The organism is Polyangiaceae bacterium, assembly GCA_016715885.1.
Lineage (GTDB): Bacteria > Myxococcota_A > Polyangia > Polyangiales > Polyangiaceae > Polyangium.
Genome location: JADJXL010000017.1, coordinates 190,020 through 215,193, shown reverse-complemented (window position 1 = coordinate 215,193; position 25,174 = coordinate 190,020). Strand labels below are relative to the sequence as shown.

Below are 25,174 nucleotides of genomic sequence, written 5' to 3'. Positions count from 1 at the left end.
TAACACCAGCACGTGGAATGGTTGCAGAGTATAATATTCATCCCAGCCAGGATCGACGAATCATGCAACGATTTTTGACTCTCTTCGCAATATCCAAGAGCGTCCCGTTCAAGTCGAAAGTCGACGAGCACTGCTTTCGGCCGGCTCGTATGGGAAGAGCATTGCTGATCTCGATGGTAGCTGCAGGGCTCGCCTGCGGGCCCGCATTGCCTCCTCCCCCCGCCTATCCGACGGCCGAGGATGGACTTGATGCGCCCGAGATAGAAACTCCTCCGGGATTATCAAAAGATTCACCTCCGCCTCAAGCCATACTTCCCGGTGACGTCGTTCGGCTCCGGATTATGTCCGCAGAGTCTTACGAACCCGTTGAATTGTGGGTCGATGACCTTGGTCGGATACACGTGCCGTTCGGCGGTGATGTCGAAGTTTTAGGCCTTGGACTCACCGACGCGGAGTCACGGATCGAGCAAGTCGTTCGTCAATATGATCGATATGCCCGGGTCAGTCTCGCCATGCATTCGTTTTCAGGTCATCGCGTAACGGTGACGGGCGCTGTGGACAAACCAGGCGTCTACGAGGCCCGACCGGGGCTACGCATCGCGGATATCGTTGCGTCTGCGGGCGGCACGCGTGTTCTCATTGCAGGCGCGGAAGCCACCGAAGCGGCCGATATGGAAGGCGCCCGCATCGTACGTGACGGAAAAACACTGCCCGTGAGCGTCAAGCATGCACTTTTCGGGGAATCCCAGCACAACGTATTCGTTCGTCCCGGCGACATCATTTACGTTCCATGGATGGCCAGCCGTCAGATTCCCGTGCTTGGTGACGTTCGCTCCGCGCGTAACGTCCCCTTTCACGAGGGCCTACGTTTGACTGAAGCGCTTGCCGCCGCGGGAGGCCCCTCGCGCACTGCGGATACTGCGGACATTCGCATCGTTCGCGGTCCGCTTTCACGTGCAAAGGTTTATCGTGCCAATCTCGACGATGTCATGAAAGGCGATACGACCGATGTCGTGCTCGCCCCCGGAGACGTCGTTTTCGTGACCGAACATTGGTTTGCAACGACCACGGACGTCATCAACCGGCTCACACCGATCTTGGCTACCGCGGCAGTGTTTTCGACACTGTCACGCTAACAGGACAAACCAGCCTCACTCGCGCCCATGAGGCGTTCGCGATCCAGCCTTGTTCACGCAATGTAATTGCGTGCTTGATCCATACGAATCACCCGTACGTCTTTCGCTTTTCCGAAATGCTCCGCAAGTGCATGCAGTACCGCGACAAACGGCTCGTTCATGGTTCCATCCGGATGGAAATATTCCCAATGGTGCGTGACGAGCACCGTGACGCAATTGGGGCGAATTGCGTCGAGTACGCGCTCGAGCATTCCTGCGGGCGGCTTGTTGTACGACAGAATGCAGCCTGGATGCGTGAGCGCGGCAGTGCGCCCAAGCCGTAAATGCGGTCTTCGTTGAATGAATTTCGCACCCAAGTACGCAGGCCAATGCTGGTGTGGTAGCTTCTTTAGGCTGAGAAACTGTAGCGAAAGCACGTCGAAGCGCTTGCTTACTTCACGAAAACTCGATCGAGAAAGTTGATCTTGTGGTGCGACGAATACAAGTGGTCTGCCGAGCCCCGCTGCCTGGAACATGGCCAGACCGCGATCCAATCGTCGCGCAATGTCCTCCGGCTCGTCACGATCGAATTCGAAACGGCCATTGATGATCTCGTGTGTGAATCCGTGTAACACCGGCACGTAGCCGCTTTCATGCCGCACGTAATCGAGCAGGGCTTGATTCTCTTCCATGGGCTTCGTGCCTGCAATTCCCTCGCTCTTACCATAAAGGAAACCTTCGAGCTCGCCATCGGTCCGGTGAATGTCGGTGCGCACGGAGGGAATCATCGCGAGGTGAATGGGCAAACCTCGATCGAGAAATGGCCTGTAGAGCGGCTCGAGTACCGAAATGGGGGTGGTGCCATTGGCATCGTCATCGCGCAATACGATGTACTTCATGAGTTGCCCCCATTCCACATGCGTACCGAACGGTCTGCGCGGCGTGTCTTTCCGATCAATTCTGCATAAAGATCGTGCATTCGGTGTCCGAGCACGACTGTGTCAAATTTGGTCATCACCATGCGTTTGCCGGCAGCGACGAGTGCCTTTCTGCGCTCTTCGTCATCGAGCGTGCGGCTGAGTGCATTGAAGAACGATGGTGTGTCGTCCAGTTGGAAGAGATGCCCATTCTCACCCTCGCGCACGACCTGTTTCGCTCCCGAAGTTGCGCTCGCGATCACTGCGCAGCCAGAAGCCCATGCTTCGAGAAGCACGAGGCCGAACGTTTCGCTCAGCGAAGGCAGCACGAAAACCCGTGCGCTTTGATAAAGGCCAATGAGCCGTGGATCGTCGGGTGCCAATGGCCCCGGCATGAGCACGCATGTTTCGAGACCGAGCTCGCGAATACGCGAGCGCACGTACCGATCGTGTTCGGCGTCCGTGACGGGCCCGACGAGCACGAGCAGCGCATTCGGTACGCGCCGCATGATCTCGGGCATGCAATTCACGAGAAAGCCTTGATTCTTGATGCCATCGATACGGCCAACGAGGAGCAGGACAGTTCGCCCACGAATTGCGGGTAAAAAGCGTTCGGCCGCGTCACGATGGTTTCGTGCGTAACGCGCCAGTGGCACGCCGTGCGGGACGAGCTCGATGCGAAGCGCGGGAAACTTCGCACGCAATAGCTCCGCTTCGCGTGGGTTCACCGTGATGACCGCGTCTGCATCCGCGAGTACGTGGCGCGAACGCAGAAGCAAGCCAAAAAACTTACCGTAGTCGATGCCGCCTCGCGTCGGTGCTGCAAGTTTCTCGGCCGCAGCTTCAGGCAGATCGAGAAAGCCGCCGTGAATGGTCGCCACGAATGGGATATTTCGCTGGCGCGCCACGAGCCGCGCGATACCCCCGAGCCGATTGAGCGTGTGCGTGTGAATCACATCGAGTGACGGCTCCCAAAGAAGATGTAATGGCGCGTCGAAAGACATGAGGTTTCCGCCGACGGCCACGAGGCTTTTTCGATCGGCTGCGCTGGCGCCGCATATTGGTACAAATGCGTGAAAGCGCCGCACGTCAAAGCCGTCATTGCGCAATACGTCATTTTCGATGGCGACGGGCACTTCGAGCTTCGGCGCGTAAACGACCGAGTTGGTGCCATTTGCACGGAGCCCCTTCAGCAATTCGCACACCGCGCTCTCGGTACCTCCCCACTCGCGTGCATCGTATTTGCGAAGGACGTGAGCGACACGTATTTCACGTTCGCCGGTGCGAAAGCTTGCGCGGCGAGCGTTGCCCGTAAAATTCATCACGACCGAGCTCCTCGCTTGATGACGTCGGCAAAAATGCCCATGAGTCGTTCGATGTGATGGTCGGGCAAGAAGCGCTCGAGATAACGCGCTCGGGCTGCTTCTCCCATGGATCGAGCGAGTTTCGGATTGCCGATCAATTGATCGATGGCCGCCGCCAACGCATTGTGGTCGTTCGGCGGGACCGCCAGGCCCGTTTGTCCCGGCACGAGCCATTCCAGGATGCCTCCGACCGCCGAGGCGATGACAGGCGTGCCATGGCTCATGGCTTCGACACCCACGAGACCAAATGGCTCGGGCCAGCGGCTTGGCACCACGAGACAGTTCGCTCGCCGATAATGTTCTCGCAATTCGTGTTGAGGTTTTCTACCTAGAAAAGAAACGCGGTCGTGGATACCCAATTCGTGGGCCAGCATATGTGCATTCGTCATCCACGCGCCATCGCCGATGATTTCGAGTCGCACCGGGAAGACGGTGTTTCGAAGCGCTCGGAGGAGTACGTCCAGCCCCTTGTTGCGTAGGACGCCGCCGACATAAAGCAACTTTGCGTTGTCACGATATGTTGAATGCTCGGGGCCGGGCTTTTCGGCATAAAGTGGTGCAACATGAATTCGCGCGGGATCGAACCCATGCGCAATGGCCTGCTCAGCCATATAGCGAGACGCAGTGACGAACGCGCAAAATTGCTTGTGGGCGTCTTGTGCAGCGATCACGTCAGAAACGGTCCTTAATCGAAATCTAGGAAATGTCGGTGCACGTAGAACGAACCCCAGACACGGATAACACGCAGAGGCGCTCACCGTTCGATTGCAGGTGCGTTTCCCAATTGCCGTATACTTGTGCTCGCGCAGGCAGAACAGGAAGTGATCGTGTAGAAAATTGATGACCGGCACCGGCGAGCGCGTCAAACTTTGTGTAATGTTGGGTCGTATTTGGTGCACGAATACGATGTCGGGTTTCACCTCCTTCAGTTGCGCATCGATGTTTACAATGGGAAACGCACTCTCAAACGTGTCGAGCATTGCTGACGACGTGGGCAGGTTTGGATCGTAAAGCAGTGTTGAACGTACGCCGCGACGCCCGAGCAGATTCGCCGTATTGCGCACATAATGCTCGGCCCCGCCGACGAGTGATCCGTGCGTGTTGACCCAAACGATGTGCATGAATGAACCCCACCTTCCAAAGCAACTCAAGCGCGCGCAATTTTTAGTTTCGATGATTTCCCGAGATGTACGGCCACCGTTGCGCCGAGCAATATGTGCAGTAGAAATGCCAAAGGCGTCAGCCGCACTTCCCATTCAGAGAAACTCTGGCCAAATGCGCCAACCAACGCTCCAAGGACCCCAATGCCAAACCGGGAGCGTAATGCTGATGAACGGGTGCGGAGAAAACTAGCGGCGATCGTGAACCAGCGCGCCCACACCAGCCCGAAGAGCACCACGCCAGGATACCCGGTTTCACCGAGCGTAATGGCGTAGAGACTATGCGCCGGAGCGGCGTGTGCATTATCTACGTGGTGGTGTCGCCGGAGCCGACGTCTTGGAACCGGCGCGTCCGCGCTCGTGTACGCTATATGATATTGCTGAACAATGGTGCTATAACGATTGGAGACACACCACGACCAATTGTTCAATCCACAGCCGAACGGTTCATGTTCTGCAATCCCCTTCGCTAGTATGAGGTAGGCCCGCGTCCTTCCCAAACCGGCCCCCCATATTCTTTGTCGAATCCCTCGGCCTCGAAGCGCGCATTGAAGTTATCATAATTCGCGGCGACGAGAACACCCAAGATGCTCGCGATCGAAACGCCAATGCATGCATGCCGGACGGTCATTTCACGCAGCGATCCGCATGCGAACAGGAGAAATATGCCCACCATCGTCAATGTCACGATGCCGCCGCGCGATACGGTCAGCAATAGCGTCGCCACCCCGAGAAGCGCAGCCACTGCGCACGTTCGCCGCAATGCGCGTGATGCATCCGACGCTGCGACCGTCGCCATCATTGGAATGGCCATGAGCTCGTACATCGACAAGACATTGCAATGCGCAAATGAGCCCTGTACGCGCGGCTGCTTCCAAAAAAACCGACAACGCAATGCATACAAGAACTCGTAAGCCACCGCCAATGAAAGCGCCCAAGCAATGATGGATAGCTCGCGATCACCCTTCACGTAGCGCGCCATGGTTACGAACACGAAAATGTGTCGCAACATGTTCGATAGCTCGAAAAGCCCGAAAATGGCGGGATCAGAATATGCCACGATGAGCGCATTGTATGCAAAGAAGACGAACATCGGCCCAAGCCCGGGAAGCCAGGCATTTTTTCGTTCGTTCCGTGGCAAACTCGCGAGCAACAAAATCCAGATGAGATCGACCCAACTGACCTCAATCCCACGCGTCGTGCCACGATACCATTCTCGGCTGAGGAAATTGATGTCCAGCATGTCCGTGCGCGTCGTTCCGAATACGAGCAAAAACGCGCACGCATCGCGTAATCGCGCACTTCGAGAACAGACGACGCGGCCCACGGTCAGCACGAGCGCAAAGGCCACGGAAAAGATCGCGTGTTTGGCTTCCATCCCCGCCTCAATCAGCGATCTTCCCGCGCTCCAGATCCACCGAATCGTTCGAGCACGACGCGTTGCCCAAGGCTCGCATCTCCACCCGCTCCAGCACGCCTTCGCTCCCCGTGCCGGTGCCCGCGATAATAACCAAAATGGAATGCCGCTCGCCGCACAGGCGATTCGCAAAGACCTTTCCAATCCCCTCGTGCCGCATGATAAGCAATATCGCGAGCAACTCCACCCACCGTGCGCCATGCAGCCTGCGCCAATGAATCGGTATCGCCGTTGATGAATGCGTCCGCCTCGCCCTCGATGAATCGGCGCCCAAATGCCTCGCGCAACGTGTAATTATGCGAATGCATTACGACGGAATTCGGCACGTAGCGCACGAGATGACCATTCTTTCGCGCCCACATGCCCCACTCGATGTCCTCCGAGCCGAAGGCGGCCGTATGAAATGGATGCTTTCTCCAGGCGGATCGCCGCATCGCTGCAAACGGCAAAGAAAGCGGCATCCAAGGCGGCGCGTCCCCTTCGGCTGGAAAACTAACCTCGTAATCGCGACGCACCCACGTCGCAGCCTCGGGCCGAGGAATCTGCCGAGCAAAAGACGCCACGACCCGCGGCTCGTCGAGTGCCCCCACGAGGCGCTCGAGTGCAAATGGATTGAGCGGCACGGTGTCCGAATTCTGAAAGACGAGAATATCACCTCGAGCCACTTCGATGGCTCGATTCAGCACCGCGCCTGGAATGTACGCCGACGGCGGAATACGCAGCAGCCTGGGGGTAAATTGATTGACGATGTCGAGTGTTCGATCGGTCGAACCCGAATCGATCACGACGAGTTCGAAATGACGCACCGTTTGCGAATGAAGTGCTCGCAGCGCTTGCTCCACGACCCAATCCGCATTTTTTGTGCGCATGATGACTGAAAGTTTCATGATGATTGCCTCGCCATTTCAAGAGATAAGCCCAATCGTTTCGCAGTCGTATGAAAATTGGGGTCCCCGTACCTGGCCCAATGCATGAGGTAAGCGTTGCGCAAATCGGACGAAGACTCACCTTTCGCTCGGAGGAGCGATTGGGCGAGCCGTGCATCATTGTCGTCGGTTGGTCCGTAAAGCACCGTTGGTAGCACGGCCGCCAGCAATTTGCGGGGATGACTCCGACGAACCACGGCTTCGATGGGCGACGGCAAACCCATTCTACGCGGATAAGTCATCCACGAGCGAACGAGCTGTTTCGACGCTGCGATGAAGGATGCCGCACTACGCGCCTCGGCAAAGAGGATTCGCTCGGCGTGATTGCGAAATGTGCAATGGGGATCTCCGCTGCGAAATCGTTCGAACGCAAGGTGCGCCTGCGGGAGGACGCTCCGCACGCGTCCGACGAAAGGCTGGAGATCATGTTCGAGATGCCGCGCGTATTGGGGTTCGAATCGGAACTCCGCTGCTTCATCGTATAACTGCGCCAAACCCGGAGCATTCGCCGATAATTCCCGCATGCGCCTCTGTTTTTCCGCATAACTTGCGTGATACCGACCACGCGCGAAAAGCAGTGCATCCCCATGCCCGATGATCGCTTTCATCATGTGTTTCAAGATGAATTCGGCATTTTGCTTCGAAGTGATCCCGCGTTCGAGAACCGCATCGTTGATGACGAGCAAAGAGGCGCGGTTGACGAGTAAATTGTGGACATCGTCGACTTCCACCGCGCTGGCCGCAATTGGGCGCAGGGACGGAATGAACGAGGCATCCCCCAAAATCGTGCGATGACCCCACCGCAGATCGATCCATATGACACGAGGAGGCGAATGCCGCAGCTCGATGTCGCTGATGACGCCCGTGTCGATACCGATTCCTTCTTCGCGTACGATGGGCGCGAGAACATCGTCGAGTCGCCGCTTGAGGGACGTCTTGTAGAGCGCACCAAGCGCCGTCGTTATCAATAGAAAATCGAGATTGTTGTGCGGCCGCTCTTCGCCGTTTTCGCAAACGACGCCCCCTTCGCCACGACCATAACCACCCAAAAGCACGAACGCCCGGCACTCGTTGTGATTGAAATGTTTCGCGACGAGCCCCGCGGCCCGAGCGACCACCATTCCAATATGTCGTTCTACCCGAGACGATCCACGCAAGGTGTATCTCAGAGCGGAATGCATCGTACTCATGCGCATACCGCTTCCGAATGAGCAAGACCCAAGTGCCCGCGAATCACGCCGGCAACGTCCGTGAGTTTCTGGCAAGCGGAAATCGATACATCGTCGGAGGAGAGCGATGCAAGCGATGATTGCGTGCCGATATCATAACCATGCATTCCTTGGGCTTTGCCTCCAACCCAACTCGGAGCGAAAATCGTTCCCTCCGGCAGGAGCCATAATGCTCGTCCATATGGCGCCCCGGACACCGGCACATCCCGCGCACGCATCGCATTCAGATCGAGCCACGAACCTGGGATACCGGAGCGCTCGAGCTCCCTGCGCGCTCGCGAAAGCGCTCCTGCATCGGCCCAAAATCGCAGCATCGTGCTATCGACGATGGCGCGTTCAATGCCCAAGCGGCTCGTGAGCGGTCGCGGATCGACGATACGCGCTACGTCCGCCATTCCGTGATCACCCACGACGATGGTCACGAGCGGCCGCGCGTCTTTGGCGAGCAATTCTCGAGCTCGTGAAATGCGCCGCGCGATTCGAGACAATACCGCATCCGTTTTCGCATCACCATTACCATACTGGTGCAAGTGCCCGTCGAGCTCCGCCGAATATAAGAATGTCAAATCGGGCCGCAGATGTTGGATCGATTCGAACGCTTTTTGCCAACGTATCGTTTCCGGCAGTTTCCAATTCGCCGTAAATACGCTCAGGCCCGAGGCTCTCGCGTCGGCAAGGAACGTGCGTGCCCGGCCGATCATATCTGCCTTGAAGAGATCTTCGCGTTCGGGGATTTCGAGCCACTGGAAGGCTTCGGGAGGCACCTTGTGCAATGCAACATATCCCGATAGTCCAGAATGGCGCGCAAGCCAGGCGGCTGCCGTACGGCGAACGAGATCTCGTTCGTGAAGAGCCCGCGGCAAAAGTCCCAAGAGCGACAGCGGAGAAAGCACGTCGTCCCCATTGGCATTGCGACGCGAAAAGAGACACATTCTCCCATGGACCGAAGGAGCGGCCCCTGTGAGAATCGTGGGCAGCGCTCCCGCTGAATATCCGAGTATTCCTCGCAATGCGCGATGGTGATGCAGAAATGCCATTCGATCGCCGAATCGCTCGAGTTGCGCCGGGCCGAGAGCGTCGACGAAAACCACGAGCACTCGGCAAGAAATGTCGCTCATGACAATGCTCTCATGTAGGGTGGTGCATCCGGTTGACAGGCTTTCCCTGGCTGGCGTGCCTGCCGCGTTATCAGTCGTCCCAGGCAACGCAACACCAGGACGAAGTCCAAAATGAAGTTCTTTTCGTGCATGTAATAGACCCGAGCTCGAAGCCTCGTGCTCGCGTCCGCGTCGTCGGGCACGAGGCCCGCGTCGATTGTAATGAGACCCAAAGGTGCCGCCAGCGACTTCCAGTACAATGCCGGAGAAACACCTGTCGGCAAATCGTCGGTCCACTCGGACAAACCAATGAAGGTACGGTGGCCACGAGCTGTTTGCAGGAGCATCGAAAGGAAGGGGAACGATGGACGTCGAATGCGTTTCGATTGGCCAAACCGCGCTTCGATCGCTGCTTTCAGGTAGATCGCGAGCAAAATGGGTGCGAGCAACATGAGCAGGATGAGCGTCAGGCTCCGCCATATCAAATTGCCTCGGTGTGGTTTGTCCCGGGGAGCAAGCAACAATGTTTCGTCGATGGTCGCATGTTCACCGGTGAACAAATCCTGTGTCCCTCGCGAATCGATCGCGATTTGGGATAAAACCAGTCCTTCCCCGACGATGGTTCCCGGCGCAACCATTGAATTTTCAATTCGCGTTCCGCGTTCGACGACGCTGCGATCACCCAGAAATACTCTCGGTCCAACGCACGCTCCGGCACGAACGATCGTGTCCACACCCAAGAGCACGGGAGGAATGATCTTCGCGGTTGGATCCACATATGCGCCACGACTTGCCCATACACCACGCTCACGCTCGGACGCGTGTAGCAGCACCCCACTTCCCGATTGTCGTGACAGTCGACCTTCGAGCACCGTAACGCCGACCGCAAACGCATCCGCTAGAGATCGAATACGAATGGCCCAAGTCTCGCCAGCGTCAGACGCCGGCTCTGTTGCCGGGCCCAGGATTCGCACCGCGCTGCCATCGAGCACCTCCTCGAGCGCTGGCGGGGCAGGCAGCGCCACCAGTGTGCCTTCGGGGCTCGCATGAGCACGAATGGCTTCGAGGTCGCCGCCGCAGAGCACGTCCGCTGGAATGGCCAATAGATGCGCAGCATCCGGAAAGCCAGCTCGGCGCGCAATCTCCCGCGGCGACAACGCCTTGCCGCTCATGACGAGGCGCACGTTGGTACCAATGGCGTCGCGGCGCGCGAGCCATTGCCCCAAGGCTACGCTTTCCGCGGACGACCCAATCTGAACTGCAATTCCCTTGCACCGCGCCGAACGCAGCCATTGAATTTGCCTTGCGACGAGAGGTCGACCTGCAATGGGCATGAGTCCGGGCGTCGACGTGGACTCGATTTCATGAATTACGGCGTACATGGACCCCTCTCCATCGCAATCAATGCGTAGATCGCTCGATCAGTAGGCGCCTTTTCCCGTGATGACCGCCGGAATCGTCCGCGCGAGCACGCGAAGATCATCCACCGCCGACGTCCGATCGATGTACTGAATGTCGAGTTGCACTTGCTGCTCGAAGGAAAGGTCGCTCCGACCGCTGACCTGCCATAGGCACGTCAATCCCTGTTGAACCTCGAGTCGCCGCAGAGCAATCGCATCGTATCGATCCACTTCCGTGCACAATGCGGGGCGCGGCCCAATGAGCGTCATGTCACCGACGAGCACGTTCCATAGCTGCGGAAGTTCGTCGATGCTGAATCTCCGAAGCCATCGCCCAATGGGCGTGATGCGCGGATCATTGCGCATTTTGAAGCGGATCTCATTCGTGTCCGATACGAGCGCTGCTCGTCGCGCTTCGGCGTCGACATACATCGTGCGTAACTTCAACATCCTGAAGTCGCGACCGTGCTGCCCAATACGCCGCTGCGCAAAAAGCACCGGACCCTTGCTCGTGACCTTGATGCCACACGCCGCCATGAAGAGAATGGGCAGCGCAATCATCAAACCGAGCGCTGCAGCCACGACGTCCACGGCTCGACGCATCCGCCGACCAATGTCGAGAACCCACAAGAGCCTGCGGAGGAAAAAACGTCGCGCTCGCCCCAATGACGTCGACGAATTCATTTGACGTCGAAACGTTCCGGTCGTTGTCGTCGCGCATCGTGCGTCCATGGTCAAATCACCTGCTTTTTCTCAACGTGGGGTGTTCCCCAAATCCACGGATTCCGAGGTAATCAAAGTTCGGGCCAATACGCGGAAGACCCGAATGCAGGAAGATCTCTGGCAATCCGTTGGCGCTCGGCACGAATTTTTCGGCCGGAACGTTAGAAATTCGCGTTGCAGCGGATGTCACCGCCGAACCGCGGCACGGTTGAGCACACTCGCGGGCGGCTTCGTGGGGTGCCTGTTACTCGCCGGTGCATCTGTCCGCACATGGCTCGGGCCCGGATCGTGCAAAAGAACGCAAAACAAACAAAGCACGCGATTCGGGAAAAGAGGCTTGACATGCTGCGACTTGCATTGCCCCTCGGCGGAACGGATTATGGCCGGTCGGGAATTGGAGTTTACACACGGGCCGTCGTTCCGCGCCTTGGCAGCGCGCTGGCAGCTTCGGGCGGGGAGCTCGTCGTGTTCGGCACACCCAGCGACCTGAAAGCATATGACGATATCTTGGGTGATGCCCGGCGCGTCGTTCTTCCGTCGCCATTGACACCGCCCGGTTTGAATGCACTCTTTCATCTCGTTGGTGGCGGTTTTCTCACCATGCGTACCAAAGCAGCCGTATTGCTTCTGCCCGCGGCAAATCGTCGTATGGTGGGGACGTCATCCATTCCCACCGTCGCAGTCGTTCATGACATTGCTCAGCTTCATGTTCCGGGCAAATACGACCGCCTCCGCATGGCCTACCTTCGCTATTCAGTCATGCCCGCACTTGCGCGAGCTTCGCGAATCGTTGCGGTCAGTCATTACACACAGAAAGACATTGCCGACGCATTCGACTGGCCCCTGTCGCGCATTTCAGTCGTTCCAAACGGTGTCGATGCCACACGATTCACGCCGCCATCAAATGAAGACGAACGTGTGCGCATGACAAGAATGAAATTAAAAATCGAAGCTCCCTATGTCTTGTACCTCGGACGCCTCGAACACCCGGGCAAGAACCATTTGCGTTTGATCGAAGCGTTTGCGACGAGCCCCGTTGCGTCGCACCATTCCCTCGTGCTCGCAGGCGGAGATTGGGGCGCGCTTCCACTCATTCGGGATGCTGTGGCGCGTTTTGGAATTGAAAATCGAGTGTGCATTACAGGGTTCGTTCCCGATGAGCTCGTCCCGGGTCTCGTCGCAGGTGCGGACGCCGTGGCCATGGTCGGTCTTCACGAGGGTTTTGGTTTACCGGCGCTCGAGGCGCTCGCTGCCGGTAGGCCTGTTTTCGTCTCGAATACCGGAGCATTGACCGAGGTGACCGGTGACCTCGCTGCGAGCTGCGATCCGTACGATTGCAAATCGATTCAATCGGCGCTCGAAAAGACCATTTCGGACACGAAATTCCGTCAGCGCGCGTTTGCCGATGGACCTGCACATGCGCAAAGGTACGGCTGGGACATTGCAGCCGACGCATTGCTTGCGATTTGCCGACAAACGGCGCTGTCGACAAACGAAATGCATGCAGTGGGCTAAATTACAGTGACGTGCGCAACGTGCGTCGCAGCCGTTCAATGCCTTCTTCGACGTCCGTGGCAGTGATGACTCGAAACCGTTGCGGTGACGGCCCCGTGGCATTGCTATCGTAAACAATGCCGCGCGGTCGTACATTCTTTTGGCGCAGCACGTCCGTGACAAACCGCACTTGCTCTTCTTGATCTGCTACCGCGAGCTCTTTTTCATATGTCTTCAGCACTTCGGCAATGTGCTCTTCGATGCGCTGTTTGTCGAGCTCCGTTTCTGCGACACCCGTGATGATCGGAATGAGCAAGCTGGCCTGAGTGAGCGGCAAATAGAGCCCTCGTGATGTCGATGCGACCGTTTTGAATACGTCCTCGGCGCCTCGATATTCGCGCAGCGCTGGCAAACAACCGACCGCGTGGATGACGATACCCATTTCGCGCGCATTCTCGGCCTGGGCGTACCAATGATGACCACACGGACATCCCGCGGGGAATGCGTCTCCCGATGGCTCGACTCCGTGCGGCGGTGCATCTCCTACCCATACGACGACCCGTGCTGCTCGCGGACGCCAATCGAGCCTCACGATATCGTAAAGGCCGTCCGTTACGGATTCCGGACCATCACCACCACCGGATGCCTGCATTCGTTCGACACCCTTTTTGATCGATGCAATGTCGTCCGTCAGCGGCACCACGCGACTCGCAAAAGATCGATCTTGCGGCGGATGATCGCGATAACTCACGAGACCGAGACGCAAACTGCGGCAAAGCGGTGCTCGGCGAATGGCTTCGATGATTTCGAGCAGCCGCCGTTTTACCTCTTCGATATACGCGCCCATGCTGCCCGTCTCATCGACCAAAAAAACGAGATCGATTTCGCCCGCACCTGCGCGCGTCACGAAGGAAAGCATTTCCGGCGAATATGTCTCCGTATGAACGGACTCGAGCGGCGGCCGTGGCGAAACGCCTGCCTGAGGCCCAGGCGAATGATATGCCGGCCGCGCCGGTGCAGGCGCAACCGGCGGACCTACCGGAGCCGACCTTCCTTCAGCTTCGAACGGCTCTGGATCACGCGATGTCGGCGGTTCGTCATCGTCTTCAGAAAAACCGCTCGGCGCGTGGCTCTCTGCTTTGGCGGTTTTTTCCTCGCCAAACCCAAATGCCTCTTTGAGTTTCGAGAAAAACCCACCCCGAGCCGCAGGAGCGCCTTCGACACGGAGTGTGCCCATTATCATTTTCGGTGGTCCCGCCATTGCTGCCGGTGCAGGTGGTGCCATCGGCGGAGGCGGCGCGCCAAATGCCGGTGGAGCACCCCGTGGCGACCCGCCCGGCGGCCCATATCCGCCGATCGAACCGGCTCGCGTCATTGCAATGCCTCCATCGCCGTCCATACAGTCGACGACATCGTCGTCCTCCACGACGCTCAATGCGGCTCGCGCACGAGGGGCCGCATAATAAGCAGGCGCGGGCGCCGCGGCCATTGGCGGTGGCATGCCGTAAACGGCTGAAGTCATCAGATCTTCGTCGCTATCGGGCTCAGGCGGAGCACCGGTCGTCATCGCACCTTCGTCATCGACCGTGCGTGCCATGAGCTCGAGATCGATATCTTCTTGCGTAGGCTCGTCGTCGATTTCCGCAACGGCCGCCATTTGCACTTTTTTCGCTGGTGCGGTCACTCGTTTTTCACTGTCCTCCGCGACGAGCGACGTGTAGGGACTCAGCAATTTATGCTTCAATGCGAGCGCCAAAACCTCCATACGCACTTCCGCGGCTTCCCCTGGCGCCTCGATTAGCCGTTCCATACGTGCGTCGATACGTAGCCGTGCCCAAAGCCTTTCGAGTCCCGGCATTTGATTCGATTCTTCGGGCAGGTCGACATCGATTTCTTGTCGGAACGATTCTCCCGTGGCACGCGTTCCCGTCAAAACCAATCGGCTTTTCCCGGAGCCTGCGAATCGGCCGTACAATTCGACCGTTTGTCCGCCAAACAATTCGGGAACCGGGCTCGGATACACGTCCACGGGCATTGCATCGTCCCAGGACAAACGAACATTCGTGAGCACCGGTCCTGCTTGCCGCACGCGTCGTGCGAATTTCGGCACCACCGTTTCCACGTCTTCCCCAGGCAAAAGCACATCGCTCGTCCCGCCCCCTGCCCGAGCAAGCCGCTCGACGAGATACCGATTGACCGACGGCCCGATGCCAAGGATGTACAAGCGCGTTTCTGTACCAAAAATGGTGGGCACTCGTCGGAAAAGCCTGCCCTCGTTCCCGACGGCTCCATCCGTGATCAAAACGACGACCCGAGTTCGACCTTTTTCCGTACCGAGTCTTGCGGCTCGTTCGAATGCTTCTTCGAGCTCCGTTCCTCCTCGAGCTTGAATGCCGCGGAGAAACTCGTCGATTTGCAAAATCCATTCTTTGGTGACGGGCACGAACGATTCGCCGCGGCCGTCTGCTGCAATTCGGTCGTGGTCGAAAGCGAATACTTGCGCTCGATCATCCGGACCGAGGTGATCCAGAATCATGCGCACGGCCCGCCTTGCTTGGGCCACGCTTGCACCGCGCATCGAACAGGATCGGTCCACGAGAAAAACGACATCACGCGGCAAACCAAACTTCGCCTGTTCGCGCGTCGCTGCGACGACGACTCCGCAATATTCACACTTCCAAGCGGGGCCAATGCCGGGCCATTCCTTGATGGCGGAAGCGTTGCGAAGTGCGCCGCCGCAATTGTTGCAACGGAACGTGCGATGGTCTCCGCCAGGTCCCGCATCGGCCAACGAAAGATCTTCGATGGGCGCAATCGGTGGCGTCACCACGAGCAAAAACGTGCCCATTTTGTCCGCTTTTCGTTCGAAATAGGCGCGTGGTCGAATACCAGCCTGGGCGGATCGAAAAGCAATGACCAAATCGCGATTGGGAATCGTTTCGGATTCGTGCAGTTTGACTCGATATGCGCCTTGGCCAAGGTTTTCGATATCGATGCGGTGCGACGGCGATCGGGGCGGCTCGATCAATTCGCCCGCGCGAATTTCGACCGCAGCACGCACGTTCGCCGGGCGTTGTCCCGTCGCCGCGGCAGGGGGCCGAATTTTGGCCGCATCCGGCACTTCCGTCGTCGCAATGGACCTTCCCGTTCGTCCCGGAACCTCGTTCGGACGGCCCGCATGATGTCGCTCCGTCGTCACCATGGGAAAGACGAACCGCCATTCACCGTCGTCGAAAGCGAGTTTTTCTTGATATACCAGCGTGACGTCGATGATGTCGCCCGGGGCGATGTTCGCCACGCTCAGCGTAAACAGATTCGGCCGGTCTTGCTCGAGCAGCGTTGCGCTACGCCCCTCCCGCCGAGCAGCCTCATAAGCTCGTTTGGCTTCCTCTTTTTCCTTGACGACCGCTTCGACCGTCCGATCCCCGATGCGAAACCGCATCGTGTGCACCGATGCCCCATGCGGCAGCGGAAACATGTATTCCGCTTCGATGGGCGACCCGCTCGAGTTGCGAAACCGCTGCTGCACCGTCACGGTCGCAATCGGACCGTTGATTGTGGCATCGACTTCGGTGTGTTCGAGCGGCAATGGCAGGCCGCTCGTCGTGCGCATCGTTCCTTGGGTGATCGTATCGGTCGAGGGGGCCGTCATGGTGATTCGACCATGGTACATGAATCGGTCGAAAGGGTGGAGAGAAATCGACGCGCTGACTGGAGCAGACCATTTGATGAGCTTGGTCGAGATTCGTACGAATGAACGGACCGACCGGGACGAATCGAAGTATTCGTGCTGAATTGGGAGACGTCGATTGACAGATGCTCAATTTCGGGCCTTGTTATGGCATGATGCAAGCACGCAAACACTTGATCTTGGCGGTTGCTTTCGGATTTTTGGCCTCGGCGGTCGGTTGCGAGCTCATTGCGGCTGTCGATCGCAATGAAATTCCGGCCCCACAACACAGCGTGACCGTTGCGGGCGAATCGAGCTCGTCCGGCGAAGTTGCATTGGGCGGTGGTGGATTCGGCGGAACCGGTGGAGCCGGCGGCGCTGGCGGAGCCGCTGGTGCTGGCGGAGGCGGGCAGATTGGTGGGATGGGCGGAGCGGGTGGGTCGGATGGTGGAACGTGAATCGTGATATCAGTTTGGTCGGCTGAGCGCGTCGAGCAATTCGACGAGCGCTGCAAATCCTGGCGCGCGCTCTTCCGAAGACCGTCCCGACAATGGCTCTTCGTCTGAAAGCAGCATTTCCCGAACCAAAGGCAGTCGATATCCTGAACCGAGCCCCACGGCGCGCAGCAATTCCGCCGCATCTGCGCGGCGTTCGTCATCCCATTCATGCTGCGCAATTCTTACGAGCAGCTCGACGATGAGCGGTACGTCTCCCACGAAAAGCGCCTCGGCCAATGCCGTCCAGTGAAATTCGATCGAAAGCGCTTCGGAGATCAATGCGTAAACCCGCGTCGCTCGTACCGCAATCCAAATCTCCTCCACGCACGCCGGATGCCCGCGCCACCGCTGCTCGAGCTCCTCGCATATCGATTCGAGCATTCTTCGAGCGCGGGGCAATTCGCCGAAACACGCGAGCACTTCCGCCCGTCGCAAATTGAACACCAATTTGTCTGCCTCACGCGCCTCGACCGTGTACCGTGCGGCGAGCGCCAGCGCTTCGTCCGGACATCCCAATCGACAAAGCGCCGACAGCGCCGCTTCTTTGCGAATGCTTTCGAGTGCCGGTGGATCGTTCGGGCCTTTTCGCGCAACGAGCGCCAGTGACACGACCTCCTCGAATTGCCCCGCAGCCAAAAGTGTCGAGAACAATTCGACCGCAGAATCGAACGCAATCCCTCGCGCCATTTCCGCTTCGAGCGCAATCACGCTGTCCCATTGCGCCCTCGTCACACGCAGCGGTCCCATGCCGATTTCCGCTCCAAAACCCAACGAACGCACGCGACCCAAATGGAGCAAAGCTTCGTCCATTCTCCCGGCCAAGCGCTCGGTGCGCCCGAGCCATATCAATGCCGACACACCAAACGCGACAGCATCCGCTCGACGTTCACGTGCTGCAAGGGTGGAAAAATACCGAATTGCATTTTCTGCAATGCCGCGGGCAGCGTCGTATTTTTCGAGCTGCTCGGCGACCAAAATGGTTTCTCGAAAACATGCAGCAATCGCACCAAGACGCCCTTCGTCGAGCGCCTGCGCGCGCGGAAGTGCCTGCGCAATCGCAGCACACCATGCGCCGAGCTCCCATCTGACGAAACGCCCCTGCAAACTCGAAAATTCATCGGAAATGAAGCGCAAATCCGTCGTACGAGACAATTCGTAGGGCGCGGGGCCAAGACCCGAGTCGACAAGGTGCATATCGAACCTCGCTGAATTCTGGGCACGCCGCGACCACAACGCGCAAAGCACTGACGATCCAGCCTTCACGCCGCATTGAGCGAACCGCGACGATGTCCTACTTCATAATCGATGAGACGCGCCCTTTCAATCCTCGAATTGCCGCGATCGGACATACAATGTCCGATGTTCGTGGGTGGCCCCTCACGACCCTTCGCGTGATCTTTCGACGCCGGCAACTTGACGCCCCGCAGCTCTCTTTCCAAGATGCCCACGATGCGGCTCGCGGGATCCTTTGAGGTCAAACGGTATGCGGCGATGACGATCATCGCCGTCGCCGCAGGCCTTTGCATCACGTGGCTGCTTCTGCCGCCCCCCGTCGAAACGCCAGCGGTTCGTCCCACGCCCGAGCTGCGTGTCGCAAGCATGCCCGTGCCCGCGCAAGGCGATCCCGTTGCCAACGCGCTCGATCTCGTCAGGCGCTACGCGACGGGCGAGATCACGATCAAACTCCCCGATGGCACCGGTCGAAAAATTCGTCGCGGTGCGCTCGGTGCCGAGATCGACCGCGTGCGTCTCGCCGGGTTCGTTCGCGAAGCCATCCGCCCGGAAAGCCCTCTGCGCCGCGCGCACGATGCAAACCCGCCCGGCACGCCGCTGGAAGTTCCTTTGCCGCTGATCCTCGATGCCGATGCGGCCCTCGACAAACTCCTCGCGCTGAAGGCCGAGCTCGATTCGGCCGCGACCGATGCGTACGTCGACCTAGCTCAGAAGAAGCTCGTGCCCGAAAAAGATGGGCACAGGCTTGATGTCTACGGGACGATCGCCAGGATCGAAGCAGCTTTTCGTCAAGGTCAGGACGAGGTCTTGGCGATGGTCGAGACCGTGCCGCCGAAACGTCGCGCCGCGGAGCTTGGCAACGTCGAATTCTCTCATGTTCTCGGGTACTTCGAGACGCGCTACACGCTGGGTGAACGCGCCAAGGATCGAACGTACAACTTGCGGCTTGCGGCTTCGCGCCTCGATGGCGCCGTCGTCATGCCCGGTGAAATCTTCGACTTCAACGAAGTCGTCGGCCCGCGTGACGAGGCGCATGGGTATCGCGTCGCGCCGGTCATTGCGCAAGGCGAGCTCGTCGACGGACTCGGCGGCGGCACGTGCCAAATCTCGGGAACGTTGCATGGTGCCGCCTTTTTTGCCGGCCTCGATATCGTCGAGCGGTATCCGCATTCACGTCCGAGCTATTACATCAAGCTTGGATTGGACGCGACGGTCGTCTATCCGACCATCAATTTCCGATTTCGTAATCCATTCAATTTCCCAATCGTTCTTCATGAAACAGTTTCCAATGGTATCGTGCGCGCCGAAATCCTCGGTCCCGCACGCCGCCATACCGTGACGTATTTCCGGCGCATCGACGAAGTCGTGCCATTCGAGGAGATCGAGCGCAAAACACCCAAATTGCCCGAAGGCACGCGCGTACTCGCGCAACGAGGCATTCCGGGATTCAAAACCACGAGCTCCCGCGTCGTGCGAGATGGCGCCCATGGCGTTCGTTACAGATGGACCGATTCTTACCCGCCGACCACGCAAATCTTCAATGTCGGGTCAGGGCCGAAGGAATTGGACGTTTCCGCGAAGGACGACGACCATCCCGAATACATCGTCGATGAATATCTCGTCGTCACGCAAGGCCCCGACATTCACACGCCTGGTGTATCCGGTCCCGAACCTGGTGGCGGTACGATCGAAAGCCGCGAACCAGGACGCACGGGCGAACGTGGATATTATGAAAAATTAGGTCTGACGCATTTTCGCGGCAATGAAAGCAGCGACGCCGATGCGGCTCCGACGGTTGCTGCTGCGACAGAAACCCCCGTCGACGACAAAGCAAAAAAGCCGGACGAGCCCAAAACCAAAAAGAAAAAGAAGAAAAAGAAAAGCAAGACGGCCGATTCAGGTTAGGCTAAGTTTGCCGCGTGTTTTCCCCGCACGTACGCTTCGAGGGGTTCACGACGACCGATTGGCTGCGCGTTTTGTCGCTCTTTCGGCCGCGTCCCGCATCGCGTGAGTCGCGCGATCCAAACCGCCCCCGAGGCGGCATCATCGCCGTTCATGATCGTGGTCGGCTCTTGAAACTGCTGCACACGTCTGCGGGGCGTTTGTCCCCGCGCAACATCGAGTGGCCGCAGTCCGCCGAGGAACTTGCGCGAAAGCATTCGGTCGCGTTTGCCATCGTGCTCGAGCGTCAAGCGACCGTGCGCATCATGGAAGGCTTTGGCGCGAAAACGCGGCCGAACGATGACCTCATGGCCCAGACGCTCACGCTGATTTCGCTCGCTCGAGCCGAGTTTGCCCAAGGAAACATCGTCGCGTGGCCGCTTCGTCTTCGAGGCGTCCCCGTGCCGACGTCGGGCATGGTGCGCGCGAGCCTCGATGCGGTTTGTCCTGTTGGAAAGTCGATGGTTCTCGGTCTGTTCGAACGTGGTGAGCTCTGGACGAGCATCGCGCTCAGGCGTTCCGGCGATGGCATCAGTCACATCATCGGTCCGGAAGAAATCCGTGATGACATCGGACTGCTCTCGGGCGATTGGCGACGTGATCACCGCCATCTCGCGCGCACGGTCGAAGAGCGCATCGGGCCCTTGGCCTTCGGCTGCTTTGCCGAACACGCGACGTTCCGTGCACTCGAAGTGGATCCGAGTCCCGGTGCGTGGGCGCGCGCGTCGTTCGTGCGTGACATCATTCTTTCGCCGTTGCCCGCGCCCATGGCGATCCCGCTCGGCATCGATGCGGGGCTGGCCGCATTCATCGCTGTGCGTAACATCGTCGAACGACTCGATTCGGGCGGTGTCGTGAGCGGCAAGATCGAAAGGCTTTGGGAACGCGCGGCGGAACGTCCCGAGCTTGCGCGTATCGAAGAAATGCTCGGGTTTCACCCGCTCGAGTTGCTGCGAAGGCTTTTGACGCGCGATCAGTGAACGGGTTTGTCCTTTGCGAATGCCATTGCGCCGCGCCAAACGTTGGTGTACCGCGACGCACCAATGCACAACGGTCCCGATCAGTTCGCGAAGAATCTATTGCGGGATACGCTGAGCCTCGCGTCGCTGTCGGATGGCGCTTTGTCCCATCACGCCTCGTCGTCGTCCTCGGCGCTCGCCTTTTCCTTTGAGCTCATACGGTCCGTCTCTCCAAACAGCGACGGCCCGTCCTCCGCTCCGTGTTCCGCGACGAACACCTCCGCAAGCTCCATGAGCGCCGCGATCTTCTCCTCGCGGATCGTCCCGTACACCGTCAGCGCCATCGCGCGACCCCGCACGCAGAGCCACACTTCGCCGTGTTCACGCAAGAGCGTACGCAGATCACGCGACAACCACTTGCCAACGGCCTTCGCTTGCGACGCGTCGGCTTCCACCAAGTACGTCGAGAAAAACTCGGGATCCTTGCGGAATTCGATGCCCGTGTTCGGCACGCGGCTCGTCTCGTCGAGCAGCGGCAAGGGCCTTGCGTTGAACGTCGGACCTGGTTCGGCGAGACAAACGAGCACCGTTTGAAGATCGCTGCTCCCTTCGACATCGCCCAGGACAAACCGCGCGTATGCAACCTTCGGCGCAAGCTCGAACTGCCCCGCCACGCGACCTTCGCCGACTTCTTCGATCACCTCGCTGAAGTTTCCCGGTAGCGCTCTGACGGGCTTCGGACGCATGTCCTTGGCCTTCTTCTTCTTGCCCTCGCCTGCGGCTTTTGCCTTCTTCTGGAGCTTCGAGCGACGTTCTGCCAAGTGGCCACGCCAAGCTTCGATCTCCTTCGACACGCGCTCATCGACCTTGCCAGTGAGCACGAAAATGAGCCCCACCGCGATAGGTCCAGCGATCCACAGCCACCACATGGTCCGGGAGCCTAGTCGTTTCGAGCCATGTTGCCCATGGTCTCTTGAAGCACCTTCCGTTACGCTCGGCAGCGGCCATCGATGCTCGGGTCGCACCTGTATTGGATCACCACCTTCGCGCTCGTGTTTTGCCTGCTCATGTCGATCTTGCGCAGGCAGACGGCCAAGCAGCTCGTCGAAGCGCGGAAAAAACTGCTCAGTGAGCGGCAACAGCGCGAAGAGATGCGGGTCGAGCTGGTGCATGTTCGCACCACTGCGGAGAAGGATCTCGCTGCGGCGAAGAAACAAGCAACTGACGCAGACGCGGCACGAACCGAGATCGAAGAGGAAAAGGCGCGACTCGAGGAAGAACGTGACGCGCTTCGTGCACAGCTCGAAGAAGCACGACGAACCGTCGCCGATCGTACGGCTGCGGAGGAATCTACAAAGAAGAAGATCGTCGAGCTCGAAGAGCGACTCGCTGCAGGGCGCGGCGGAGTTGCTGCTGCGGAAACGAGGCTCGCCGAGCTCGAGCGCGGGCTGCAAGCGGCGCACGGCGAGATCGACGCGCAAAGGAAGAAGCTCGAAGCGGAAGCGCGCCTGCGAAAAGCGGCTGAAGACGAACGCAACGCAGCCAAGGCAACTGCAGCGACGGTCGAGGGCAAACTGCGCGAAGCGGAGCGCGCCAAAGCAGCGCTCGTAGAGGCGCATGCGAAAGAAGTGAAGGCGCTTCGCGATGCGACGTCGGCGCTCGAGGCCGAGCTCGAACGCACCAAGGCGCTCGTCGCGAAGGCTGAAGAAGAGCTCGCGGCCGAGCGTTCGAAAGTCCAAACTCCTGTCGCAGGTGGCGATTTTCAGTCGGCGCTCGATGCGGATCCGCTCTTGAACCGCGGTCAGAAGGAGACGATTCGCATGACGTACAACCAGTTCACGGCCAAACGACGTTCGTCGTAATGGAACGATGGTGATGAGGAAATGACGAACGATCTACCTTCGCTACTGGGCGTCATTCATCTTGCGCCGCTCGCGGGAAGCCCTCGGTGGAACGGCCAAGCAGGGTTTGCCGAGGAACAGGCATTTCGCGAGACCCAGCTTCTTGCGGCATGCGGATATGATGGCGTGATCGTCGAGAACTTCGGTGATGCGCCGTTTTTTCCGAGCGCCGTGGAACCGATTACCATTGCGGCGATGACCATGTGTCTTCGTGCTGCGCGTGATGCAGCGAAAAACCTGTTTTTGGGCGTCAACGTATTGCGCAATGACGCCGATGCGGCGCTTGCCATTGCAGTGGCCACGAATGCCGACATGATTCGGATCAACGTGCATACGGGTGCGCGCGTGACCGATCAAGGTCTCGTCGAAGGCGCAGCTCATCGCACCCTGCGCGCACGCCGAGCATTGCAGGCCGAGCGGGTCAAACTCTTTTGCGATGTCGACGTCAAACACTCCGCGCCCTTGGCACCGCGGCCCATTGCAGAAGAAGCGCACGACACGGCGGATCGCGGGCTTGCCGATGCGCTTTTGGTGACCGGAAGCGGAACGGGTCGCCCCGCATCCGGTGACGACCTCGAAGCCGTATGTCGAGCGGCGAGCGTTCCGGTGTACGTCGCGAGCGGCGTCACGATCGATGCATTGCCGGCGCTTGCTTCGGCCCATGGATTCATCGTCGGCTCGGCGATTCGAGCGACCGGACGTGCGGGCGATCCCATCGATCGCGACACGGCGGCGCGTTTTGCGGACGCGTTCCGCGCGATTCGCCGCAAGTGACGGACCTGTGACGCTTTTTCGTCGCGTTCGGCAATGGGTTTTTCCGGGCAATGCGAGCTCATTCCTGCTCGTCGTGACGCTCGTAGCGCTCGTGCTGCGACTCGTGTGGAACCTGGCGATCCATCCGCCGGGGGAATTCATCACGTCCGACATGCGCTCGTACTGGGGCCAGTCGAGCTCGATGCTGAATTTTCCGTTTCGCAAGGAAGGGTCGGCGATATTTTTCCCTTATGGCACGGCCGCGCTCCTTACCGCTGTGCGATACGTGTTTGGAGCGGAAAATCACGTCGCGCTCGGCATCGCATACGCCTGTTTGGGCACGTTGCTCGTGCCGCTCGTGTATTATCTTGCCGAACGCTTGACGAAGGCCCCATTGCTGCCGCGGATCGCCGCGATCATTGCGTGCTTTTATTATCCTTGGATATCTCTCGGCGGGTATTACTTGAGCGAGCTGCCATTTGCTGTTTGCGTGACTGCGGCGGCGCTCTGTTCTCTCCGCTTGGTGGATCGAGGTCGCGGGTGGGATGCATTTTTGTTCGGCACGGCCGTCGCCATTGGTCTCACGATTCGCCCGCAGATTATTTTGTCGATACCGCTCATGCTGGTCGTCTGGGCATTTCGCCGGCGAGCGTGGCGAGGACTGACCGCTGGGAATTGGATTCGTTTGGCGCTGCCGATCGTGGTCGTTGCGGGCATTTCGATGGCGCGATTTCATCATCATACGGGCCGGTTGGGCTTCGTGTCTGGAAATTCGCCGCTCAATTATGCATTTGGCAGGTGCCACGCGCTCGTCATCGAAGCGCGTTTGCCGAATTATTATTCTGCGTTCACGCCTCCCCCGATGGGGTATCTCGAAAAACGGAACAAACGCTTGCCCGATTCGTTCGTGCGGCTCGATCCGGCGTTCGGGACGAAGGTTTCGGTGCGCGGTACGATGTGGAATCCGGCGCCATTCGAGCAATTGGCGCAAAAGTGTGTCGAGAAGACCGGACCTTGGCGGCAAATCCGATATGCGATCGTGCATGTCATCATGCTTTGGGGGTTCAACAATCTTTGGCCTGATTCCGCGACCGATACGCTTCGTTACGTCATGCTCGGTGCCCTCTCGCTTCACAATGTCTTTTTATTACCACCGCTCATCGTGATGCTTGCGGCGTCATTTCGTCGTCGGTTTGCCCGCCACGCATTGCTTTCCCTGCAGATTGCGGCGCTCGTTGCCGTTGCCGTCGTCTACTTTGGCGATGTACGGTATCGAGCGCCCTATGATGGTATCATCATCGCGCTTGGACTCGATGGGTGGCGACGCATCCATGGTTTCATCGCGAGCGGCGCGTGGCGTGCATGGGGGTGACGCGCG

21 protein-coding genes are annotated in these 25,174 nt (G+C 58.9%); 8 read left to right on the top strand and 13 right to left on the bottom strand.

Going from position 1 to position 25,174, the window contains the following annotated elements; genetic code table 11:
* The first annotated feature begins 161 nt into the window (after positions 1-161).
* A complete protein-coding gene (locus tag IPM54_20605) occupies positions 162-1,136 on the top strand; it encodes an SLBB domain-containing protein (GenBank protein ID MBK9262191.1) in 975 nt (324 codons plus the stop codon).
* Positions 1,137-1,189: 53 nt separating this feature from the next.
* On the opposite strand, the gene IPM54_20600 is transcribed toward IPM54_20605, so the two are convergent.
* The 9 genes from IPM54_20600 to IPM54_20560 all read right to left on the bottom strand — a co-directional run bounded on the left by IPM54_20600 (position 1,190) and on the right by IPM54_20560 (position 11,309).
* Positions 1,190-2,014 (bottom strand): DUF2334 domain-containing protein, encoded by an 825-nt coding sequence (locus tag IPM54_20600; protein ID MBK9262190.1) that lies wholly within the window; start codon positions 2,012-2,014, stop codon positions 1,190-1,192.
* On the bottom strand, positions 2,011-3,357 hold the full coding sequence (locus tag IPM54_20595; protein MBK9262189.1) for a glycosyltransferase family 4 protein: 1,347 nt from the start codon (positions 3,355-3,357) through the stop codon (positions 2,011-2,013). The genes IPM54_20600 and IPM54_20595 overlap by 4 nt, the downstream gene beginning before the upstream one ends.
* Positions 3,354-4,517: a glycosyltransferase family 4 protein gene (locus IPM54_20590; GenBank protein MBK9262188.1), complete on the bottom strand. Its 1,164-nt coding sequence runs from the start codon at positions 4,515-4,517 to the stop codon at positions 3,354-3,356. The genes IPM54_20595 and IPM54_20590 overlap by 4 nt, the downstream gene beginning before the upstream one ends.
* Before the next feature lie 508 nt (positions 4,518-5,025).
* Positions 5,026-5,934 carry a hypothetical protein gene (locus tag IPM54_20585; GenBank protein MBK9262187.1) on the bottom strand — a complete coding sequence of 303 codons (909 nt, stop codon included), beginning with the start codon at positions 5,932-5,934 and terminating at the stop codon, positions 5,026-5,028.
* A gap of 11 nt (positions 5,935-5,945) precedes the next feature.
* Complete coding sequence (locus IPM54_20580; protein MBK9262186.1) at positions 5,946-6,860, bottom strand: glycosyltransferase; 915 nt, start codon at positions 6,858-6,860, stop codon at positions 5,946-5,948.
* Positions 6,857-8,056 (bottom strand): hypothetical protein, encoded by a 1,200-nt coding sequence (locus tag IPM54_20575; protein ID MBK9262185.1) that lies wholly within the window; start codon positions 8,054-8,056, stop codon positions 6,857-6,859. The genes IPM54_20580 and IPM54_20575 overlap by 4 nt, the downstream gene beginning before the upstream one ends.
* A 29-nt stretch (positions 8,057-8,085) precedes the next feature.
* Positions 8,086-9,246 carry an alkaline phosphatase family protein gene (locus tag IPM54_20570; protein MBK9262184.1) on the bottom strand — a complete coding sequence of 387 codons (1,161 nt, stop codon included), beginning with the start codon at positions 9,244-9,246 and terminating at the stop codon, positions 8,086-8,088.
* On the bottom strand, positions 9,243-10,607 hold the full coding sequence (locus IPM54_20565) for a hypothetical protein (protein MBK9262183.1): 1,365 nt from the start codon (positions 10,605-10,607) through the stop codon (positions 9,243-9,245). Before IPM54_20565 ends, IPM54_20570 begins: the two co-directional genes overlap by 4 nt.
* Positions 10,608-10,646: 39 nt before the next feature.
* Entirely contained in the window at positions 10,647-11,309 is a 663-nt protein-coding gene (locus IPM54_20560) for a sugar transferase (GenBank protein MBK9262182.1), read from the bottom strand.
* 381 nt (positions 11,310-11,690) lie between these two features.
* Between IPM54_20560 and IPM54_20555 the strand changes: the two genes are divergently transcribed.
* Entirely contained in the window at positions 11,691-12,863 is a 1,173-nt protein-coding gene (locus tag IPM54_20555; protein MBK9262181.1) for a glycosyltransferase family 4 protein, read from the top strand.
* A gap of 1 nt (position 12,864) precedes the next feature.
* Here IPM54_20555 and IPM54_20550 read toward each other — a convergent pair whose 3' ends face one another.
* Positions 12,865-16,494: a VWA domain-containing protein gene (locus tag IPM54_20550; GenBank protein MBK9262180.1), complete on the bottom strand. Its 3,630-nt coding sequence runs from the start codon at positions 16,492-16,494 to the stop codon at positions 12,865-12,867.
* Between the two features lie 164 nt (positions 16,495-16,658).
* Between IPM54_20550 and IPM54_20545 the strand changes: the two genes are divergently transcribed.
* Positions 16,659-16,970 carry a hypothetical protein gene (locus IPM54_20545; protein ID MBK9262179.1) on the top strand — a complete coding sequence of 104 codons (312 nt, stop codon included), beginning with the start codon at positions 16,659-16,661 and terminating at the stop codon, positions 16,968-16,970.
* 9 nt (positions 16,971-16,979) lie between these two features.
* On the opposite strand, the gene IPM54_20540 is transcribed toward IPM54_20545, so the two are convergent.
* Both IPM54_20540 and IPM54_20535 read right to left on the bottom strand, forming a co-directional pair.
* On the bottom strand, positions 16,980-18,203 hold the full coding sequence (locus IPM54_20540; GenBank protein ID MBK9262178.1) for a hypothetical protein: 1,224 nt from the start codon (positions 18,201-18,203) through the stop codon (positions 16,980-16,982).
* Positions 18,204-18,268: 65 nt separating this feature from the next.
* Positions 18,269-18,511, bottom strand: a complete 243-nt coding sequence (locus IPM54_20535) for a hypothetical protein (GenBank protein ID MBK9262177.1) — start codon at positions 18,509-18,511, stop codon at positions 18,269-18,271.
* Here IPM54_20535 and IPM54_20530 point away from each other — a divergent pair.
* Complete coding sequence (locus IPM54_20530; protein MBK9262176.1) at positions 18,459-20,147, top strand: VanW family protein; 1,689 nt, start codon at positions 18,459-18,461, stop codon at positions 20,145-20,147. The genes IPM54_20535 and IPM54_20530 overlap by 53 nt on opposite strands.
* 14 nt (positions 20,148-20,161) lie before the next feature.
* Positions 20,162-21,163, top strand: a complete 1,002-nt coding sequence (locus tag IPM54_20525) for a hypothetical protein (protein ID MBK9262175.1) — start codon at positions 20,162-20,164, stop codon at positions 21,161-21,163.
* 149 nt (positions 21,164-21,312) lie between these two features.
* Here the strand turns inward: IPM54_20525 and IPM54_20520 are convergent, their stop codons facing one another.
* Positions 21,313-22,071: a hypothetical protein gene (locus IPM54_20520; GenBank protein MBK9262174.1), complete on the bottom strand. Its 759-nt coding sequence runs from the start codon at positions 22,069-22,071 to the stop codon at positions 21,313-21,315.
* A gap of 81 nt (positions 22,072-22,152) precedes the next feature.
* Here IPM54_20520 and IPM54_20515 point away from each other — a divergent pair, with 81 nt between their 5' ends.
* The 3 genes from IPM54_20515 to IPM54_20505 are packed head-to-tail and all read left to right on the top strand — an operon-like array spanning position 22,153 to position 25,168.
* Positions 22,153-23,004, top strand: coding sequence for a hypothetical protein (locus IPM54_20515; protein ID MBK9262173.1), 852 nt, complete (start codon positions 22,153-22,155; stop codon positions 23,002-23,004).
* Between the two features lie 21 nt (positions 23,005-23,025).
* Positions 23,026-23,817 carry a BtpA/SgcQ family protein gene (locus IPM54_20510; GenBank protein ID MBK9262172.1) on the top strand — a complete coding sequence of 264 codons (792 nt, stop codon included), beginning with the start codon at positions 23,026-23,028 and terminating at the stop codon, positions 23,815-23,817.
* 7 nt (positions 23,818-23,824) lie between these two features.
* Positions 23,825-25,168: a glycosyltransferase family 39 protein gene (locus tag IPM54_20505; protein ID MBK9262171.1), complete on the top strand. Its 1,344-nt coding sequence runs from the start codon at positions 23,825-23,827 to the stop codon at positions 25,166-25,168.
* Positions 25,169-25,174: the final 6 nt, after the last annotated feature.

Excerpts from the sequence above, each read along its gene's own strand:
- IPM54_20600 (MBK9262190.1), bottom strand. The coding sequence starts at position 2,014 with ATGAAGTACATCGTATTGCGCGATGACGATGCCAATGGCACCACCCCC.
- IPM54_20590 (MBK9262188.1), bottom strand. The coding sequence starts at position 4,517 with ATGCACATCGTTTGGGTCAACACGCACGGATCACTCGTCGGCGGGGCC.
- IPM54_20585 (MBK9262187.1), bottom strand. The coding sequence starts at position 5,934 with ATGGAAGCCAAACACGCGATCTTTTCCGTGGCCTTTGCGCTCGTGCTG.
- IPM54_20580 (MBK9262186.1), bottom strand. The coding sequence starts at position 6,860 with ATGAAACTTTCAGTCATCATGCGCACAAAAAATGCGGATTGGGTCGTG.
- IPM54_20570 (MBK9262184.1), bottom strand. The coding sequence starts at position 9,246 with ATGAGCGACATTTCTTGCCGAGTGCTCGTGGTTTTCGTCGACGCTCTC.
- IPM54_20565 (MBK9262183.1), bottom strand. The coding sequence starts at position 10,607 with ATGTACGCCGTAATTCATGAAATCGAGTCCACGTCGACGCCCGGACTC.
- IPM54_20560 (MBK9262182.1), bottom strand. The coding sequence starts at position 11,309 with ATGAATTCGTCGACGTCATTGGGGCGAGCGCGACGTTTTTTCCTCCGC.
- IPM54_20555 (MBK9262181.1), top strand. The coding sequence starts at position 11,691 with ATGCTGCGACTTGCATTGCCCCTCGGCGGAACGGATTATGGCCGGTCG.
- IPM54_20550 (MBK9262180.1), bottom strand. The coding sequence starts at position 16,494 with ATGACGGCCCCCTCGACCGATACGATCACCCAAGGAACGATGCGCACG.
- IPM54_20545 (MBK9262179.1), top strand. The coding sequence starts at position 16,659 with ATGCTCAATTTCGGGCCTTGTTATGGCATGATGCAAGCACGCAAACAC.
- IPM54_20540 (MBK9262178.1), bottom strand. The coding sequence starts at position 18,203 with ATGCACCTTGTCGACTCGGGTCTTGGCCCCGCGCCCTACGAATTGTCT.
- IPM54_20530 (MBK9262176.1), top strand. The coding sequence starts at position 18,459 with ATGCGGCTCGCGGGATCCTTTGAGGTCAAACGGTATGCGGCGATGACG.
- IPM54_20535 (MBK9262177.1), bottom strand. The coding sequence starts at position 18,511 with ATGATCGTCATCGCCGCATACCGTTTGACCTCAAAGGATCCCGCGAGC.
- IPM54_20520 (MBK9262174.1), bottom strand. The coding sequence starts at position 22,071 with ATGTGGTGGCTGTGGATCGCTGGACCTATCGCGGTGGGGCTCATTTTC.
- IPM54_20515 (MBK9262173.1), top strand. The coding sequence starts at position 22,153 with ATGCTCGGGTCGCACCTGTATTGGATCACCACCTTCGCGCTCGTGTTT.
- IPM54_20510 (MBK9262172.1), top strand. The coding sequence starts at position 23,026 with ATGACGAACGATCTACCTTCGCTACTGGGCGTCATTCATCTTGCGCCG.